This is a genomic window from Streptomyces sp. NPDC004752, assembly GCF_053601275.1.
Map to the genome: position 1 here is coordinate 1 of NZ_JBSGBN010000086.1, position 17,628 is coordinate 17,628.

Sequence of the window (17,628 nt, forward strand, 5' to 3'; positions counted from 1 at the left end):
GCCGTCGTGCTGCTCGCCGGCGCCGGCACCAGGACGGCCGTGGCCGCCGCCGACGACCCGCCCCGGGTACACCGGACCGACCAGGTCATGACCATGGCCGACGGGACCCGCCTCGACACCTCGTACTTCACGTCGGCCGCCGCAGGCCGCCGCCCGGCCGTCCTGCTGGCGCACGGCTTCGGCGGCAGCAAGGACGACACGCGTGCCGAGGCCCAGGACCTGGCCCGGGACGGGTACGCGGTGCTGACCTGGTCGGCGCGCGGCTTCGGGAAGTCGACCGGCAGGATCGGGCTGAACGACCCGCAGCACGAGGTCTCCGACGTCTCCCGGCTCATCGACTGGCTGGCGAGGCAGCCCCAGGTCCGGCTCGACAAGCGGGGCGACCCGCGCGTGGGCATGGCCGGCGGCTCCTACGGCGGCGCGATCTCCCTGCTCGCCGCCGGACACGACGACCGGGTGGACGCCATCGCCCCGGCGATCACGTACTGGAACCTGGCGGACGCCCTGTTCCCGAACGGCGTGTTCAAGAAACTGTGGGCGGGGATCTTCTTCAACTCCGGCGGCGGCTGCGCCAAGTTCGAGCCCACGCTGTGCGCCATGTACGACCGGGTGGCCGAGTCGGGCAGGCCGGACGCCGCCGCCCGCAGGCTGCTGGAGAAGCGCTCGCCGTCCGCCGTCGCCGACCGCATCAAGGTGCCCACGCTCCTGGTGCAGGGCCAGACCGACTCCCTGTTCACGCTCGCCCAGTCCGACGCCGCCGAGAAGGCGATCCGGGCGAACGGCGCCCCGGTCGACGTCGACTGGATCGCGGGCGGGCACGACGGCGGCGACATGGAGACGGACCGGGTGCAGGCGCGCGTCACGGCCTGGTTCGACCGCTATCTCAAGGACGACAAGGGCACCGACACCGGCCCGGCGTTCCGGATCACCCGCACCGGAGGCGTCGACTCCACCGACGGCACGGCCCAGTTGCGCGGCGCGAGCGCCGACACCTACCCCGGCCTGGCAGCCGGCCGGCGCTCCATCGCGCTGACCGGCGGCACCCAGCGGGTCGAGAACCCGGCCGGGGCCAGCCCGCCGGGCGTCTCCGCGCTGCCCGGCCTCGGCGGCGCGGCCGGCCTCGGCCAGCTGTCCGCGCTCGGCGTGGGCGTCTCCCTCGACTTCCCCGGCCAGTACGCCGCCTTCGAGTCCGCGCCGGTCACCACGGACCTGCGGATCACCGGCTCCCCGACGGTCACCGTCCATATCGCCTCGACGACCGACGACGCCGTCCTGTTCGGCAAGGTGTACGACGTCGGCCCCGGCGGCAGTCGGCAGGTGCTGCCCGCGCAGCTGGTCACCCCGCTGCGCGTCGAGGGCGCGCGGTCCGGCCAGGACGTCACGGTCACCCTCCCGGCGATCGACCACGACGTGCAGAAGGGTCACCGGCTGCGCCTGGTCCTCGCCTCCACCGACCTCGGCTATGCCTCACCGGCGGCCCCGGCCACCTACACCGTCTCCCTGAAGGGCGACCTGAGCGTGCCGACGGCGCCGGGCGTGACGACCGCGGCGGCGCCGCTGCCGTCCTGGGTGTGGTGGCTGCCGCCGGCCGCCGCCGTGCTGGCGCTGGCCCTGCTGCTGACCGCCCGTCGGCGCACCGCGGTCCCCGCACCCGATCCCGCCCTGGCCGAGGTCCCGCTCCAGATCACGGACCTGAGCAAGCGGTACGCGAAGTCGGCGGACCGGTACGCGGTGCGGGAGCTGTCCTTCCGCGTCGAGAAGGGCCAGGTGCTGGGGCTGCTCGGGCCGAACGGCGCGGGCAAGACGACGACCCTGCGCATGCTGATGGGCCTGATCACTCCGGACGACGGCGAGATCCGCGTCTTCGGCCACGCGATCCGGCCGGGCGCGCCGGTGCTGTCGCGGGTCGGCGCCTTCGTGGAGGGCGCGGGCTTCCTGCCGCACCTCTCCGGCCGCGAGAACCTGGAGCTGTACTGGCGGGCGACGGGCCGCCCGGTCGAGGACGCGCACCTGGACGAGGCCCTGGAGATCGCGGGCCTCGGCGACGCGCTCGCCCGCGCGGTGCGCACCTACTCACAGGGCATGCGCCAGCGGCTCGCCATCGCCCAGGCCATGCTCGGCCTGCCCGACCTCCTCATCCTCGATGAGCCGACCAACGGCCTCGACCCGCCGCAGATCCGCGAGATGCGCGAGGTGATGATCCGTTACGCCGCCGCGGGCCGCACGGTGATCGTCTCCAGCCATCTCCTCGCGGAGGTCGAACAGTCCTGCACCCACTTGGTGGTGATGGACCGGGGCCGACTGGTCCAGGCCGGCCCGGTGGGGGAGATCGTCGGCTCGGGCGAGACCCTGCTCGTCGGCCTGGCCGCCGACATCCCGGACCCGCTGATCGAGAAGGTGGCCGCACTCCCGGGCGTGGCCTCAGCAGCACGCACAACCGACGGCCTACTGATCCACCTGACCCCCACGGCCCCGACGCCGCCCCGGCCCACGGCCCCGACCGCGCCGCTGTCTGGGGCCCCAGAAACAGCCCTGCCCGCGTACCCAGATGCGGCCCCGACGACGGACACGCCCGCTGACCCGACGGCGCCCCCGCCCGGAAACTCAACCGCGCCCCCGCCCGGGGACCCGACCGCCGCCCCGACCGGTGACGGTACCCGTGTCACGGGTAGCCCGGCGGAGTCCGCTGCGCGGCTTCTCGTCGAGCTGGTCCGGCTCGATGTCCCCGTCGCCTCGCTCGGCCCCCACCGCCGACTGGAGGACGCCTTCCTCACCCTGATCGGAGGTTCCGCATGAGCACGCTCGCCGAGCCCGTCGAGGTGGCCCCCGGCTACCGTGCGGGGCGCACGCTGCCGCTGCGGGTGGAACTGGTCCGGCAGCTCAAGCGCCGCCGCACACTGGCCATGGGCGGGATCCTCGCCGTCCTGCCGTTCGTCCTGGTCGTCGCCTTCGCCATCGGCGGCAACCCGAGCGGACGCAACGGCCAGGTCACCCTGATGGACACGGCCACCGCCTCCGGCGCCAACTTCGCCGCGGTGAACCTGTTCGTGTCGGCGGGCTTCCTCCTCGTCATCCCGGTCGCCCTGTTCTGCGGGGACACGGTCGCCTCGGAGGCGAGCTGGTCGTCCCTGCGCTATCTGCTCGCCGCGCCCGTGCCACGGGCCCGCCTGCTGTGGTCCAAGCTGGTCGTCGGGCTGGGGCTCAGCCTGGCCGCGATGGTGCTGCTGCCGCTCGTAGCCATCGCCGTCGGTACGGCGGCCTACGGCTGGGGCCCGCTGGAGATCCCCACCGGCGGCGCGCTGGACCCGGGCACGGCGGCCCGGCGCCTCGTGGTGGTCGTGGCATACATCTTCGTGTCCCAACTGGTCACCGCGGGGCTGGCGTTCTGGCTGTCCACGAAGACGGACGCCCCGCTGGGCGCGGTCGGCGGCGCGGTCGGCCTGACCATCGTCGGCAACGTCCTGGACGCCGTCACCGCCCTCGGCCACTGGCGCGACTTCCTGCCCGCGCACTGGCAGTTCGCCTGGGCCGACGCCATGCAGCCGCGCCCCGAGTGGTCCGGCATGATCCAGGGCACCGCGATCTCCATCACGTACGCGCTCGTGCTGTTCGCCCTGGCCTTCCGTGGGTTCGCCCGCAAGGACATCGTCTCGTAGGTCACCGGAGGATCACCCCCCGGTCTCGACGGGCGCCCCACCCCACGCGCGCCGCTTCGAGACCCGTCCGCACCACCCCGCACGCACCACCCCACCACCACCCCGCACGAACCACCCGCACCGCACGCCGACGAGCTGGCGGGCGCCACCGACATCGGGCGGTCCGCCGGCTCGCCGAGCCGTCGGAGGGGCTGACCATTCCCTCGGACGGACCGCTCCCTCGGACGGACCGTTTCCTCGGCGGACCGCCGGAGGCGACCCGGGGCGGAGCTATCCGGCAAGCTGTCCGTCCACCGGCCGCAGCCGGTACCCGTAGGAGTACGTCCGCCCGGCGTGCAGCAGGTACCGCTCCAACGGCGCGGCACCCCACGAGTTGATGCCGCCGACGCCCATCTGCCGGTGGTTGACCAGCAGCACCGTCTCGGCGCGCCGGGTCACCTCGTACGGGTGTCGCGGCCCGTCCAGATCGGCCGACGTGTGGTGCAGGGCGCTGGTCTCCAGCAGCGCCTCGCCGTCCGCGGGGTCGGCGACCACCAGCAGCCCGGCACCGGAGCGGCCGGTCAGCGACAGCCACCGCACATCGGTCTGGTTGCCCGTCTGCTGCGGCCGTACATAAGGGGCGACCTGCGCGTCGACCGTGGAGCGCCAGCGTCCCACGAACGCGGACGCCTTGCGGTCCTGGTAGTTCTCGTGCGGCCCGCGCCCGAACCACTCCAGCCGCTCCGCGCCCGCCGGCACCCGCACCAGCGCGCCCACCATGGGCAGGTCGGGCAGCCCGGCGGCGGCGTCCAGGGTGTGCCGCACCCGCACCTCCCCGTCCCCGCGCACCCGGAACACCGTGCGCCAGGCGGCGGAGTGCGGCGCGGTCGGCAGCGTGCAGTCGACCGCGATGACGACCTCGCCGGGCGCGGGCTGCTCGGCCCGCACGGCGGTCACCGTCCGCCGCGCGCCCGCGTCCCGCCAGGTCAGCGCGGTCTTGTGGAACTTGCGGCCGATGTCGTTGTCGGTCGGACCGCGCCAGAAGTGGGGCACCGGCCCCTCGGCGAGCAGCGCCCGCCCCCGCCAGATGTACGAGGACAGGGTGCCGGACGCCTTGGACAGCACCACCTCCAGGTCCCGCCCGCGCACCCGCACCTCGGCGTCGGTCTCGGTGAGCGTGAGGCCGTCCCGGGCGGGGGAGCCGTCCTGGGAAGGGGAGTCGTCCCGGGCGGGGGAGTCGTCCGGCGCGGGTGCGGTCCAGTCCAACGCGAGCTGCTCGGCGGCCACTTCGTGTCCGGCACCGGCCCAGCGGGTGCCCTCGCGCAGCACGAAGGAGAGGTCGAGGAAGTACTCGGCGCCGGGTTCGGGCGCGGCGGGCCTGCGGTAGGGGACACGGACGACGCCCTCCGCGCCGGGCGCCACCCCCGGCGCCGACAGCGTGCCGTGCTGCACCGTCGTACCGTCACGGGTCACGGCCCACCGCAGCTCGTAGTCGTCCAGACCGCTGAACAGCTGCTTGTTGCGCACCCGCACGGTCCCGGCGGACAGATCGTCCGCGGTCACCCCCACCGGCTGGTAGCACTTCTTGACCTCGATCAGCCCGGGATGGACCGAGCGGTCCGCGGCCACCAGCCCGTTGCAGCAGAAGTTGCCGTCCGTCGGATAACCGGGGTGCCAGTCGCCGCCGTACGACAGATAGGTGCGCCGGGAGTCGCCCGGCACCGGCAGCCGGATGGCCTGGTCGACCCAGTCCCAGACGAACCCGCCGTGCAGGTTCGGATAGCGCTCGAAGATCTCCCAGTACTCCCGGACGTTGCCGCCGCTGTTGCCCATCGAGTGGTTGTACTCGCACAGCAGGAACGGCGTGGGGTTGCCGGAACTGCCGTACGCCTCGACGCCCGCCGGGCTGGTGTACATCTCGCTGTGCAGGTCGGCGACGGCGTTCATGCCCTCGTAGTGCACGGGGCGGGACGCGTCCCGGGCGTGTGCCCAGTCGGCCATGGCCTGGAAGGTGCTGCCGTGCCCGGCCTCGTTGCCGAGCGACCAGACGACAACGCTCGGATGGTTCTTGTCCCGTTCGACCATCGAGCGCAGCCGGTCCAGGCAGGCGTCGGTCCACTCCGGCAGCGAGGCGGGCACGGTGTCGCGCACGCCGTGCGTCTCCAGGTTGGTCTCGTCGATCACATACAGCCCGTACTCGTCGCACAGTTCGAGCCAGCGCGGGTGGTTGGGGTAGTGCGAGGTGCGGACGGCGTTGATGTTGTGCTGCTTCATCAGACGGATGTCCTGCACCATCCGCGTCTCGTCGACGGCCTGGCCGCGCTCGGGGTCGCTCTCGTGCCGGTTGGTGCCGCGGAACATGACGGGCTTGCCGTTGAGGGTGAAGGTCCCCGGCCCGTATGCGACCTGGCGGAAGCCGACGCGGGTGCTGTGGATGTCGACGGCCCGGCCCCGGGCGTCCGCGAGCGTCACCACCAGCGTGTGGAGGTCGGGCTGCTCCGCCGACCACAGCGCGGGCGCCCGCACCTCGCCCTTCAGGGACACCGTTCCGTCCCGGGCCGCGTCCGCGAGGCCCAGCACCCGCCGCCCGCGCGCGTCGAACAGTTCGGCGCTCACCCGGTGGCCCGCGACGCCGCCGTGGTCGTCCCGGTCGCGCACCGCGACATCGACGGTGAGGACGGCGTCACGGTACGCCGAGTCCAGCGCGGTACGCACGAACAGGTCCTGCACATGCACCCGCGGGATCGAGTACAGGTACACGTCCCGGAAGATCCCGGACAGGTCGATCATGTCCTGGTCCTCCAGCCAACTGCCGTCGGACCAGCGGTGCACCTCCACGGCCAGGGTGTTGCCGCCGGGCCGCAGATACGGGGTGACATCGAACTCGGCGGGGGTGTAGCTGTCCTCGCTGTAGCCGACCCGCGCCCCGTTGACCCACACGAAGAACGCGGACTTGACGCCCTGGAAGGACAGCAGCGTGCGCCGCCCCGACCAGGCGTCAGGCACGGTGAAGGCGCGGCGGTAGCAGCCCACCGGGTTGAAGTCGTGCGGCACCTCGGGCGGCTCGGGCGTCTCGTAACCGATCCACGGATACCTGATGTTGAGGTAGATCGGCTCGGGATACCCCTCGATCTCCCAGTTCGAGGGCACGGGGATGCGGTCCCAGCCGCCGTCGTCGTAGCCGGGCTCGTGAAACCCGACGGGTCGCCGGTCCGGGTTCCGTGACCAGCGAAAGCGCCAGTCGCCGTTGAGGGAGCGATGGTACGGCGACTCCTGGAACCGTCCGCGCAGCGCGTCCGCGGTGCTCGGGTACGGCACCAGCCGGGCCCGCGCCGCCTCCCGGCCCACCTGGAACACCCGCGGGTCCGCGTCCCACGGGTCGCCGTCGGCGGCGAAGGCCCGCTTCTGCGCGGTGAAGGCGGCCCAGCCCGCCAGGGCGCCCGCCGCGAGCACGGTGCGACGGCTCGGTCGGTGGCTGCGGGCTCTCTCTGCATTCATACGGCGGCTCCGAACACAAGGCGGCACGAAACGCCAGCATCGAACGGAACCGCTCACCGGACAAGAATGTGCAGCGCCCACAGAACCCGTATGGCGCAAAGGAATTGACGTATTGACGTACCATCAGGAGTAAGTTGACCTCCCGCTGAGCACGTTCGGCAGTACGCCGACCCGAGCTGCGACCGGGAGCCGTCATGGGCCTACGCAAGGATTTGAAGCGGGCCAGGAAGCGCACCGACCTGGCGGCCCGCAGCCAGGTGGAGCTCGTCAGGGACGCACAAGGCGTCGTCCGCGAGGCCCGCACCGCCGCCCTCGTGCCGGCCGCGACGACCGGCTCCATCGCCGACCTGCCCTTCACCAACGCCGCAGAGGCCCCCGACGCCGTGGTCCTGCGCCGCCGTGACAAGGGCGTCTGGCATCAGGTCACGGCGGCCCGCTTCGCCCGCGACGTCACCGACGCGGCCAAGGGCCTCATCGCGGCCGGCCTCGACGCGGGCGGCCGGGTCGCGGTGATGTCCCGCACCCGCTACGAGTGGACCGTCCTGGACTTCGCCATCTGGGCGGCCGGTGGCCGGACCGTCCCGGTCTACCCCACCTCCTCGGCCGAACAGGTGGCGTGGATCGTCCGCGACTCCGGCGCCCGGTACGTCGTCACCGAGACCGCGCGGAACACCGCCACCGTCCTCGCCGCCACCGCCGACCACCCCGAACCCCCGCGCACCTGGACCCTCGACGAGGGCGCCCTCGACCGGCTCACGGACCTGGGCCAGAACGTCCCCGACGAGGACGTCGCCCAGCGCCGCGCCCGCCTGACCCCCGACACGGTCGCCACGATCTGCTACACCTCCGGCACCACCGGCCGGCCGAAGGGCTGCGTCCTCACCCACGCCAACCTGCACGCCGAGGCGGCGAACACCGTCCAACTGCTGCACCCCGTCTTCACGGAGGTCACCGGCCAGACCGCGTCCACCCTGCTCTTCCTGCCGCTCGCCCACATCCTCGGCCGCGCCCTGCAGATCGCCTGCCTGATGGCCCGTATCGAGATCGGCCACTTCCCCAGCGTCAGACCCGACGAACTCCGCCCCGCGCTCAAGGAGTTCCGGCCCACCTTCCTCGTCGGGGTGCCCTATCTGTTCGAGAAGATCCACGACACCGGCCGGGCCACCGCCGAACGGATCGGCCGCGGCGCCTCCTTCGACCGCGCCGACCGCATCGCCGTCCACTTCGGCGAGGCCGCGCTCCACAGGTTCCTCGGCACGGGCAAGGGCCCCGGGCCGGGCCTGTTCGCCGCCTGGGCCCTGTACGACCTGCTGGTCTACCGTCGGGTCCGCAAGGAACTCGGCGGCCGCGTGCGGTACGCCATCAGCGGCGGCTCCCCGCTCGACCGCAACCTCAACCTGTTCTTCCACGCGGCCGGGATCATCGTCTACGAGGGGTACGGCCTCACCGAGACCACGGCCGCCGCCACCATCGTGCCGCCGCTGGGCCCCCGCCCCGGCACCGTCGGCCGGCCCGTCCCCGGCGTGGCCGTCCGCATCGCCGACGACGGCGAGGTGCTGATCAAGGGCGGACCGGTCTTCGGGGCGTACTGGAACGACCCGGCGGCCACGGAAGCCGTCCTCTCCGGCGGCTGGTTCGCCACCGGCGACCTGGGCTCCCTCGACGACGACGGCTATCTCACCATCACCGGCCGCAAGAAGGACATCCTCGTCACCTCCGGCGGCAAGAACGTCTCCCCGGCCGTCCTGGAGGACCGTCTGCGCAGCCGCCCGCCGGTCGGCCAGTGCCTCGTCGTCGGCGACAACCGCCCCTTCGTCGCCGCCCTGGTCACCCTCGATCCCGAGGCGGTCGCCCACTGGCTGTCGGTGCGTCGGCTGCCCGTCGGCACCCCGGTCGCGGACCTGGTCCGCGACCCCCATCTGCGGGCCGAGGTGCAGCGCGCCATCGACTACGCCAACGAGGCCGTCTCCCGGGCCGAGTCGATCCGCGCCTTCGCCCTGGTCGAGGGGGAGTTCACCGAGGACAACGGCCTGCTCACGCCGTCCCTGAAGGTCAAGCGGCAGGCGGTCATGGCGGCCTACGCGGCCGAGATCGAGGCGCTGTACGGCGACTGACGGAGCGACACACACTCCGGTGACCCCGTCGGCGCGGACGGCACCACTGAACACACGAAAGGCGGGCCACCGGGAACCGGTGACCCGCCGCGAGGAGCGAACCGCTCAGCCGTTGCCGGCGCCGTTGCCGGACAGGGCCGAGATGTCGTCCAGGATGTGCGACAGCGGCTCGTCGCCCTTGGCCTGGGTCGAGTTCTCGACGCACTGCTGGTTCTGCGGCGACGAGAGGACCGGGATGTCCTGTACGGCGACCGGGACCAGACCGACGAGCGAGCCGACGTTCGCCTTGGCCGGCAGGCCGATGCAGGGCTTGTTGAGCGAGCCCTGGACGAGCGCCATCTGCGGGCTCATGGCGCCGTAGGTGGCGGAGTTGCCGAACTCCGACTGGGCGCCGTTGCCGCTCGCCGAGGTGGTGCCGGTGTCGTTGCCGATGGCCAGGGCCTGGGGGGCGGCCGCACCTGCGAGACCGGCGACCGAGGCGGCCACAGCCGCGGTTGCCCACAGCTTCTTCATGTTCTTTCCCTTCGAAAGGCGGACTCCGGGGAGGGAGTTGCATGATCGTCAACGGCGGTGGACCGGCCTGGGTTGCGGGCTGTGCCTCGAACGGACCAGTGCGGTCCGATCAAGGGACAAACATCCCGGCGCGCCCACACATTGCCTACACATCGCCCGCGCACCGCCGATCTTCCTCCGCTGTACGACGCGCCGGTGCCGGGCGGTAATGCGGGACCGCATTACCGCGCCACCGCGGGACCACAACAGACCAGCGGGCCGCCGGAAGTCCGACGGCCCGCTGGGGAAGCCCGGAAGAGGCTGGGGAGGTGTCCCGGTCAGCCGTTGCCGGCGCCGTTGCCGGACAGGGCCGAGATGTCGTCCAGGATGTGCGACAGCGGCTCGTCGCCCTTGGCCTGGGTCGAGTTCTCGACGCACTGCTGGTTCTGCGGCGACGAGAGGACCGGGATGTCCTGTACGGCGACCGGGACCAGACCGACGAGCGAGCCGACGTTCGCCTTGGCCGGCAGGCCGATGCAGGGCTTGTTGAGCGAGCCCTGGACGAGCGCCATCTGCGGGCTCATGGCGCCGTAGGTGGCGGAGTTGCCGTACGCCTGCGAGGCGCCGTTGCCGCTCGCCGAGGTGGTGCCGTTGTCGTTGCCGATGGCCAGAGCCTGCGGGGCGGCGGTGGCCGAGACGCCGACGACGGACGCGGCGACCGCGGCGGAGGCCAGAACCTTCTTGATCACTTGCAATTCCCTTCTGAAGAAACCCCGTCCACCGGAGCGCCCTGCTTCAACTGGAGAGGGTCCGTTTGGTTCCTGACATTCACTCCGATGGCCGACATACCACCCCGCCGGGATTGCCCCGCTGCCCCAAGGGCGGTGCGTTGATTCGGCCCCCGTCGGACGCTCCGATCGGGTGACGTGCCGCAACCATTCCGACCGTGGCGGGTTGATGCGGGGGCAGGAACGTACGTCTGGCCCTGGGGCCGGGAAAGGAAAGCGAAAATGCTGAAGAAGGCAATGGCCGTGGCGGCGGTCGCCGCGTCCGTCGTCGGTGCGTCGGCGGCGCTCGCCCCGCAGGCGCTTGCCATCGGCAACGACAGCGGGACCACCTCCGCCAGCGGCAACGGCGCTCACGAGGTGTTCGGCAACCAGGTGACCCGGGGCAACCTGAGTCCGCAGGCCACCTTGGTACAGAGCTCGCTGAACAAGCTCTGCGTCGGTCTGCCGTTCAAGGCGAACGTGGGCTCGGTCGTCGGCGCCGTCCCGGTCGCAGTGCAGGACGTCCCCGTCCTGTCGGCGCCGCAGAACCAGCAGTGCGCCGAGAACTCGACCCAGGCCAAGGGCGACGAGCCGGCGTCGCACCTCCTGGACGACATCTCGGCCCTCTCGGGCAATGGCGTCGACAACCACTGAGCCGATACCGCGGAAGTCCGCCCGGGCCGTGCGCCGTTTTACGCGCCGCCGCCCGGGCGGACTTTTCCGTGAAATCCCCACCGAACCTGTCGCCCATCGCTCGGGCGAACCGTTTCCCCTCTTGTGTCAATTCTGTGAAGGCGTTCGAGTGAATTACAGGATGACGCGCGTTCTGTAGTTTCTTCGGCCGTCTATCCCTCGTTCTACAGCCTGCCGGTCATGGTGCGAGCCATTCAAGCTGTGCTCGCTCGGTTTCGGCCGTCATAGGTGCATGACCGCAAAGAAGGGAAAGTTCATGAAGAAGAGCGCTGCCGTCGTCGCGGGCGCGATCCTGGCTCTGGGCGTCGCCGCCCCGGCCTTCGCGGACTCCGGTGCCGAGGGTGCTGCCGTCGGTTCCCCCGGCGTCCTGTCCGGCAACGTCGTCCAGGTCCCCGTGCACATTCCGGTGAACGCGTGCGGCAACACCGTCAACGTCATCGGGCTGCTGAACCCGGCGTTCGGCAACACCTGCGCCAACGGCTGACGCACCGGCACCACGCGTCGGCCTCCGGGCTTGTGCAGTGGCCGGCCCCGGACCGTTGATCCTTGGGTTCTTCGTTCCGGGGCCGGCCTTCCCACTTCTTCAAGCAGGAAGACAACGAGATTGCGAAAGACCCTGAGCAGGGGAATGGTCGTGGCCGCCGCCGCGACGAGCATTCTGTCCCTGTGTGACATCGCCGCCGTCGCCGACTCGGTCGCCGGCGGTACCACCTCGGGCTCCCCGGGTGTCCTGTCCGGCAACGCCGTGCAGGTGCCGGTCCATGTGCCGGTGAACGTCTGTGGCAACACCGTCGACGTCCTCGCCTTGCTGAATCCGGCATTCGGCAACTCCTGTGGCAACGACGCGAGTTCGGTCGAACCGGTCACGCCTGACACTCCGGGGCCGGTCGGTCCCAGCGAGCCCGGCGCTCATCAGACGCCGCCACCGGCGAGCGTCCCGAGCACCCCGCCCGTCCCGAGTACCCCGCCCGTCCCGAACACCCCGCCGGTCGTTCGCCCCCCGGCTCCCCCGCAGCCCACCCCGGCCGAACACGTCCCGGCCTCCGCCTCCTCGGAGCGGCCGAACGATTCCTCCACCGGGCGGCAGCAGGAACCCGCCCGCGTGAGCCGCGAATCCCGGCCCGCGCTGGCGGAGACCGGCAGCGCGGCCACGCTGGCGGCCTCCGGCCTCAGTGCCGCGCTGATCGCGGGCGGGGTGGTCCTGTACCGGCGAGGCCGAGCCACGTCCCTTCGGTAACTCCGCAGAGGTCTGTGCCAAGTCCGAGACGTGCCTCTCCGGGTCGCGTATCGCAAAGGGCCAGGCTTACCTGAAACCCTGCGGCTACGACGGCTGATGCCGCCGTGCACTCCATCGGCCGCCCTTCCGCTCGGAAGGGCGGCCGGTTCGTGTGTTCACCGGTGCACCCGAGGCACTCCGAAGGGGCGGGACGCCGGACTCACCGGCTCGGGCGGCCGAGTGGGCCAGAAGGCGGACGGCTGGTCAGCCCCCATCGCCGAAGCCGGGTCGCGAAGATGCGCGGGTGGCGGCGGTGGCCGCCGGGGGATGATGCCGGGGCGGCGTACGGCGGCAAGCCCGCGTCGCGTCCGCTCTTCGACGATCACCTGGGTGCTGCCGATGCCGCTGCCGCCGCTGCTGCTGTCGCATGCCGGAATCGTCGGAATGCCGTTCTTGATGCGATGGTGGCACTTTCGGACGGGCCGACGGTGACGTCGTCCTCGCCGTCTCGTTCGGGAAGCGTTGGGACAGTCGGGACATAAGAAGCGGTCCGTGCCGCCCGCCATGGAGGCGGACGGCACGGACCGGTTGGGAGACCACTCCGTCACAAGGGCGAGCCTGTGACGGCCGCGGTCCTCGTGGAATCAGCTGGACTGGCAGACCGACTGGACGGTGAAGGTCGCGACGTCCGCGCCCCCGTTGACGACGGTGACCGTCCAGGCGGCACCCCCGATGCCCGACTGCACATTGAGCGGACCCGTCCCCGCGGCCTGGGTCACGCCACCCCAGACGGCCGTGGTCCCTGCGGGGCACGTGGGACCGGTGAACGTGCCGGTGGTGCCGGCTGCCAGGGTCTGAGGGGTCGAGCTCAGGACCTGCGCGCCGGCCGCACCGGTTGCCCCGGTTGCCCCGGTCGCCCCGGTCGCCCCAGCGTTGCCCTGAACACCCTGGTTGCCCTGAACACCCTGGTTGCCCTGGACGCCCTGGGGTCCCGTCGGTCCGGTGGCGCCGTTGGTGCCGGCGGCCCCGGTCGCACCGGTGTTGCCCTGGATGCCCTGGATGCCCTGGGCCCCCGTCGGTCCGGTCGCGCCGTTGGCCCCGGTCGGGCCGGTGTTGCCCTGCGGACCCGGGATGCCCTGGATGCCCTGGATGCCCTGGGCTCCCGTTGCTCCGGTGACACCCTGCGGGCCGACCGCTCCCGTCGATCCGGTTGCCCCGGTGGCACCTGTGGCGCCCGTGGCACCCGTGGCGCCGGTGGCCCCGTTGAGGCCGTTGAGACCGGCAGGACCGGTCGCACCGGTGTTGCCCTGCGGGCCCTGGATGCCCTGGACGCCCTGGATGCCCTGGGGTCCCGTCGGTCCGATGAGACCCTGCGGGCCGACCGGACCCGTGGGACCGGTGGCGCCCGCGCCGGTGGGGCCGGCCGGGCCCGAGGGACCCGTCGGGCCGGTCGGACCGGGGACGTCCGAGCACAGCGGCACACCGGACGCGCTGACCCAACGAGCGGTCACCCACCCGTTCTGGTTGGCGAGCCTGTACCACCAGATGTTCCCGTCGACCGACTGGCCCACCTCCTGACACAGGAGGGAGATGTTCGCCCCGAAGGGGAACGAACCCAGGTTCGCCGAGTCCGTCGTCGGCAACGCGCGGACGTTTACGCCGGTCGCTGCGGTCACTGTCCCCGTGACCGCAGCGAGACGCTGATTCGTGTGCTCCGCCCGGCCCGCGAGAGAGGGCGTGTGCGCCGCAGCAGGGCCGCACAGACCCAAGGTAAGGCCGAGGCTCACTGCTCCGAGAACCAGTGACGACGCGCCGCTGGTCTTAAAGGCCCCATGCACCAAAACCCACCGTGCCTTTCCTGAAAAATCTGAGGGAGATGAGGTGAGAACAGCAAACTGCATATGTCGCCAGCAAATCCAGGCGACTCGAATCAAGTGGGCTGAAAGTGGCTCATATATCACCCGGAGAGCCCGTATTTAATCGGTTAATCAACGTCGAATGAGGGAGGTGAATGCCAGGCTGTGGCGACTGTAAATAGGTGCGAAAATCACGGGATTCACGGGTTGGCTTTTCGGTGTGGCCCCTTGGCCGGGCGACCGGTGCCGGTGCCTGCGACGCGGGAGGCTCCCGCGCCGTCGAGGGAGGTGTTCGAAACCTCAACTCGTCGGCACGAGAGCCCCGTTGATTTCCTGGGCCGCCGCACTCGACCTTCCTCTCCGTCCGGTCGAGTGGGTTGCCCGGCGGAGTGTCAGCGCGTCTTCGTGCCCTTGTCCTTGTGGTGCCGCTTGCCCTTGCCGCCTCCGAGGCCATGGCTCGGCTCCGGGATCGTGGCAAGCCTGCGCACGGCGAAATCACGGTTGATGAGGGTCTGTTCGCGGTGGGCCGGAGGCAGGTCGGGCAGGGCGAGCAGCCGGTCGCAGGCACGGAGCGAGCCCTCGAAGTCGCCCACCCAATAGGCCGTGATCGAGAACTCGCACAGCAGCCCCCAGTGGTAGACCCAGGGCTGGGTGAACAGGATGTCGTCCGGCTGCTCCTTGTCCAGGGCGGCGACGACGATCGCGTGAGCCATGTGATGGCGGCCCATGCCGCGCAGCCGTGAGGCCAGCTCGTAACACGCTTCGAGCCGCTGTGGACGTGACTCCCAGGCCCGGGTCAGCGCGTCCATGCCGGCGGGCAGGTCACCGGAATCGGCGTGCAGGGTGCCGGCTTGAAGCAGGGAGTAGTAGACCTCCTCCGCCCAGCCGCCCATCGACGCACGGTGTTCGTACAGTCTGATGGCCTCAGCGGTGTTGCCCATGTCGCGCATGGTCTGGGCCAGGTAGAAGACCGTGCGGGTGTTGGTGGGGTCGCGTTCCATCTCGGCGCCGAGCAGGCGGGCGTCTCGCTCGAACTTGTCATGCCGTGAGCCGCCGTCCGCATGGTCCTCGACGACCAGCGCGTCGAGGTTCTCCTGGGCTTCGTGCCCGTCCGCGGTGAGGTATTCGTGGGTGACGCCCTCGTATCGCCACGGGACGTCCCCCCGTACCAAGCGCCTGATCCGGTATTCGGTGGCCCCTTCGTGCCGGAGCATGTACGCGTCGGCCGTCAGCCGGGGGAGGGGGCCGTCCTCGCGGAGGACGTGGTCCGCGTCCAGGAGCAGCAGATAGTCGGCCTTGCCACGGGCATGCTGGATGTTCAGGGTGCGGTTGTGCCCGAAATTGACCCAGGGTTCCTCGTGGAGTTCGCCCGGGATCCCGTCGAGGGTGCGGCGGATCAATGCTTGGGTTCCGTCCGTCGATCCGGTGTCCGAGATCACCCAGGTGTTCACCAGATCGCGTACGGACGCGAGACATCGCTCGATGACGCCTGACTCATTCTTGACGATCATGCAGAGGCAGATGGAGTGCTTCACGACAGCACCACGCTCCTACGTTTCCCGATGCGGGGTCATTGATGAGACCTGTCCCACGGCGGAATCAGCCTTTGTGCTTGGAGGCGTCCAAGTCGCCGGAGACCGGTTTGCGTTCGGGCCGGTGAGTGAGGTGCAGCAGAACGAAGCCGTCGCGGTCGGCCACGGTGCTGTACCCCTCATTGCGGGCCTGGTCCAGCAAGCTGCGCTCCACGTCGTAGGTCAGTGGCCATCGCCAGGGTGCCGCCACCCATGTGTCCACCATGATCCACTGGGGGGAGGGACGACTGACCGGATAGCCGTGGAGGCTGACGCTCGTGCGGTTGGTGAGCTGGGGAACCAGATAGGTGGATGCCTGGACCGTGGCGTTGTCGGGGATCTTCTTCATCAGGCTGTGCGCGACGGCGACGCGCGGATCCGTTCGCCAGGTGGCCGGGCTGAAGAGCTGCCAGAAGGGGAAGCTCGGCAGGATCGCCAGGGTGATCGCGGCCGCGGCGGCGAGATACCGGCGCAGGCTGCCGAGCCCTGTGCCCCGTTGGACCAGGGCGTCGACGAAGGCGGCGAAGAGGATGGGCATCAGTACCAGCGAATAGTGGTAGCCGGTACCCCAGTGGACGTAGTTGTTCGAGAAGAGGCGCCAGACGAGCGTCGGGACCGCCACCCACAGCAGCGGGGACCGCACGGCCAGGAACACGGTCGGGGCCAGCAGGAGCACGAGAGTCGACAGCTTGGTCTGCGGGGTGAAGAGGCCCACCGTGCTTCGGTACAGCAGGTCCAGCGGCCCGCTGCCGCCGCCCGCGCCCGAAGTACCCGTAGGGGTGTCCGCCAGGAACCAGTAGGCGAACGAACCACTCGGGTTGAAGGCCGGCAGAATCACCAGCAGCACCAGCAGCGTCCCGGCCAGACCGAGCCCCGCGGTCAGGAAGCCCAGCTTGCGGGAACCGCGCCAGGCGATGACCAGGCCGATCACGCCGACCGTGAGTCCGAGGTCTTCCTTCACCAGCAGGAGCGGCAGCGCCCAGCACGCCGCCGCGGTCAGTCGGTTGCTGCCGAGAGCGGCGAGCGAGAACGCGAGCAGTGGGGCGGCGAAGGCGACTTCATGGAAGTCGAAGCCGACGGCGCTCGCGATGCCCCAGGAAAGCCCGTAGCAGGCACCGATCACCGCGCCCGCCAGGGAGCCCAGGGCCCTGCGCGCCCAGAGCGCCAGGGGCACCACGCTCAGCGCGATCAGCGCGGCCTGCACGATGAGCAGGGTGGTCGCCGAACGGTGCAGCGCGTAGAAGGGCGCGACGAGAGCCAGGACGGGAGAGAAGTGATCCCCCAGAACGGGGAAGCCGGGCCCCTTCAGTTCGGAGACGGGCAGATGCCCGTCCGCGTAGGAGCGGACGACCTGTTCGAAGATCCCGAGGTCATAGCTCTTGGAGAGCATCCGTTGATGGATACGCAGCGACACGGCCGCATACAGGAAGAACAACGTCCCGGCCATGGCCCAGACCCACCATGTGCCGTCGAGCCGACTTCTGTGCGGCGGTTCGATCACCGCTTTTCTGTCGGCAGATGACTGTTGTGATGACTGTTGTGACGGGAGGGCCGGACTGAGGCTGCTGGATGGGGCTTTCATGGGGACCTCCCGGAATTCCGACGTGGAGGCCCTCAAGATGCCAGGAACGCGTGACTCTTTGCTCTTGTTCAAACTCGGGTACGGCGATAATCCACCGAATGGCTGTATTCGTGCCGGCGCCGGCAGTGTGCGTCGGGATGCGGTCTTCGGGATGCGGCTTTTGGGGTGCGGTCTTTGGGGTGCGGCCTTTCAAGAGTGCGTGGC

General features: G+C 70.8%; 12 protein-coding genes. 6 read left to right on the top strand and 6 right to left on the bottom strand.

The genetic code is table 11. The annotated features are described in order from the left end of the window. Together ACWEKM_RS30160 and ACWEKM_RS30165 are read left to right on the top strand one after the other, a co-directional pair. Positions 1–2,796, top strand: a 2,796-nt coding sequence (locus tag ACWEKM_RS30160) for a CocE/NonD family hydrolase (protein ID WP_451624426.1), incomplete at its 5' end; no start/stop codon positions are given. After that, on the top strand, positions 2,793–3,656 hold the full coding sequence (locus ACWEKM_RS30165; protein ID WP_451624427.1) for an ABC transporter permease: 864 nt from the start codon (positions 2,793–2,795) through the stop codon (positions 3,654–3,656). The genes ACWEKM_RS30160 and ACWEKM_RS30165, both read left to right, overlap by 4 nt. A 270-nt stretch (positions 3,657–3,926) precedes the next feature. Here ACWEKM_RS30165 and ACWEKM_RS30170 read toward each other — a convergent pair whose 3' ends face one another. Beyond that, on the bottom strand, positions 3,927–7,133 hold the full coding sequence (locus ACWEKM_RS30170; protein WP_451624428.1) for a glycoside hydrolase family 2 TIM barrel-domain containing protein: 3,207 nt from the start codon (positions 7,131–7,133) through the stop codon (positions 3,927–3,929). Between the two features lie 194 nt (positions 7,134–7,327). Here ACWEKM_RS30170 and ACWEKM_RS30175 point away from each other — a divergent pair, with 194 nt between their 5' ends. Beyond that, a complete protein-coding gene (locus tag ACWEKM_RS30175) occupies positions 7,328–9,247 on the top strand; it encodes an AMP-dependent synthetase/ligase (RefSeq protein WP_451624429.1) in 1,920 nt (639 codons plus the stop codon). 105 nt (positions 9,248–9,352) lie between these two features. Here the strand turns inward: ACWEKM_RS30175 and ACWEKM_RS30180 are convergent, their stop codons facing one another. Together ACWEKM_RS30180 and ACWEKM_RS30185 are read right to left on the bottom strand one after the other, a co-directional pair. Further along, entirely contained in the window at positions 9,353–9,760 is a 408-nt protein-coding gene (locus ACWEKM_RS30180) for a rodlin (protein ID WP_451624430.1), read from the bottom strand. A gap of 317 nt (positions 9,761–10,077) precedes the next feature. Next, positions 10,078–10,488, bottom strand: coding sequence for a rodlin (locus ACWEKM_RS30185; RefSeq protein ID WP_451624431.1), 411 nt, complete (start codon positions 10,486–10,488; stop codon positions 10,078–10,080). 261 nt (positions 10,489–10,749) lie between these two features. Between ACWEKM_RS30185 and ACWEKM_RS30190 the strand changes: the two genes are divergently transcribed. The 3 genes from ACWEKM_RS30190 (at position 10,750) to ACWEKM_RS30200 (ending at position 12,436) form a co-directional block, all read left to right on the top strand. Further along, entirely contained in the window at positions 10,750–11,160 is a 411-nt protein-coding gene (locus ACWEKM_RS30190; RefSeq protein ID WP_451624432.1) for a rodlin, read from the top strand. Between the two features lie 295 nt (positions 11,161–11,455). After that, on the top strand, positions 11,456–11,683 hold the full coding sequence (gene chpD / locus ACWEKM_RS30195; protein WP_451624433.1) for a chaplin ChpD: 228 nt from the start codon (positions 11,456–11,458) through the stop codon (positions 11,681–11,683). A 120-nt stretch (positions 11,684–11,803) separates the two neighbouring features. Then, positions 11,804–12,436, top strand: coding sequence for a chaplin (locus ACWEKM_RS30200; protein WP_451624434.1), 633 nt, complete (start codon positions 11,804–11,806; stop codon positions 12,434–12,436). Positions 12,437–13,059: 623 nt separating this feature from the next. Here the strand turns inward: ACWEKM_RS30200 and ACWEKM_RS30205 are convergent. The 3 genes from ACWEKM_RS30205 to ACWEKM_RS30215 form a co-directional block, all read right to left on the bottom strand. Then, entirely contained in the window at positions 13,060–14,058 is a 999-nt protein-coding gene (locus tag ACWEKM_RS30205; protein ID WP_451624435.1) for a hypothetical protein, read from the bottom strand. Between the two features lie 605 nt (positions 14,059–14,663). Next, positions 14,664–15,806, bottom strand: a complete 1,143-nt coding sequence (locus ACWEKM_RS30210; protein ID WP_451624436.1) for a tetratricopeptide repeat-containing glycosyltransferase — start codon at positions 15,804–15,806, stop codon at positions 14,664–14,666. A 64-nt stretch (positions 15,807–15,870) separates the two neighbouring features. After that, positions 15,871–17,289, bottom strand: a complete 1,419-nt coding sequence (locus ACWEKM_RS30215) for a DUF2079 domain-containing protein (protein ID WP_451624437.1) — start codon at positions 17,287–17,289, stop codon at positions 15,871–15,873. Positions 17,290–17,628: the final 339 nt, after the last annotated feature.

Excerpts from the sequence above, each read along its gene's own strand:
- ACWEKM_RS30165 (WP_451624427.1), top strand. The coding sequence starts at position 2,793 with ATGAGCACGCTCGCCGAGCCCGTCGAGGTGGCCCCCGGCTACCGTGCG.
- ACWEKM_RS30170 (WP_451624428.1), bottom strand. The coding sequence starts at position 7,133 with ATGAATGCAGAGAGAGCCCGCAGCCACCGACCGAGCCGTCGCACCGTG.
- ACWEKM_RS30175 (WP_451624429.1), top strand. The coding sequence starts at position 7,328 with ATGGGCCTACGCAAGGATTTGAAGCGGGCCAGGAAGCGCACCGACCTG.
- ACWEKM_RS30180 (WP_451624430.1), bottom strand. The coding sequence starts at position 9,760 with ATGAAGAAGCTGTGGGCAACCGCGGCTGTGGCCGCCTCGGTCGCCGGT.
- ACWEKM_RS30190 (WP_451624432.1), top strand. The coding sequence starts at position 10,750 with ATGCTGAAGAAGGCAATGGCCGTGGCGGCGGTCGCCGCGTCCGTCGTC.
- chpD (WP_451624433.1), top strand. The coding sequence starts at position 11,456 with ATGAAGAAGAGCGCTGCCGTCGTCGCGGGCGCGATCCTGGCTCTGGGC.
- ACWEKM_RS30215 (WP_451624437.1), bottom strand. The coding sequence starts at position 17,289 with ATGGCCGGGACGTTGTTCTTCCTGTATGCGGCCGTGTCGCTGCGTATC.